Origin of the sequence: Eubacterium sp. CAG:156 (genome assembly GCF_000434315.1) — a bacterium.
Lineage (GTDB): Bacteria > Bacillota > Clostridia > Lachnospirales > Lachnospiraceae > Eubacterium_U > Eubacterium_U album.
This window is the reverse complement of record NZ_FR878121.1, coordinates 1-509: the sequence shown is the minus strand read 5'-3', so window position 1 is coordinate 509 and position 509 is coordinate 1. Positions and strand designations below refer to the sequence as shown.

Genomic DNA, 509 nt, shown 5'->3' with positions numbered 1-509 from the left:
TGGCATTATTGAATGCGTTGTTAAAAATATGCCTGCCGGAGTTGGTGAACCTGTATTTGAAAAACTTGATGCAAATTTAGCAAAGGCTGTCATGTCTATCGGAGCTGTTAAAGGTGTTGAAATCGGAGATGGATTTGCCGTTGCCTCTGCTTGCGGTTCAGAAAACAATGATAACTTCAAAATAGAAAATGATAGAATTGTCAAATCCACAAATCATGCCGGAGGAATACTTGGTGGAATAAGCGATGGCTCAGATATTGTTTTAAGAGCTGCAGTCAAGCCTACTCCTTCTATTGCTAAAACTCAGAGTACAGTTAATAAATCAAACGAAGAAATAGAAATCAGCATTCACGGAAGACACGACCCAATAATTGTTCCTAGAGCCGTAGTTGTTGTAGAATCAATGGTTGCTCTTACATTAGTAGATATGTTATTTATGTCAATTACTTCTAAAATGGATGACATTATAGATTTCTTTAAGAAATAAATTATTTTAATATCTTTTATAA

General features: G+C 35.0%; 1 protein-coding gene. It reads left to right on the top strand.

The annotated features are described in order from the left end of the window. Window positions 1–487: chorismate synthase (locus ABMA45_RS01090; protein ID WP_348029877.1), on the top strand; the 487-nt coding region annotated here is incomplete at its 5' end. Window positions 488–509: the final 22 nt, after the last annotated feature.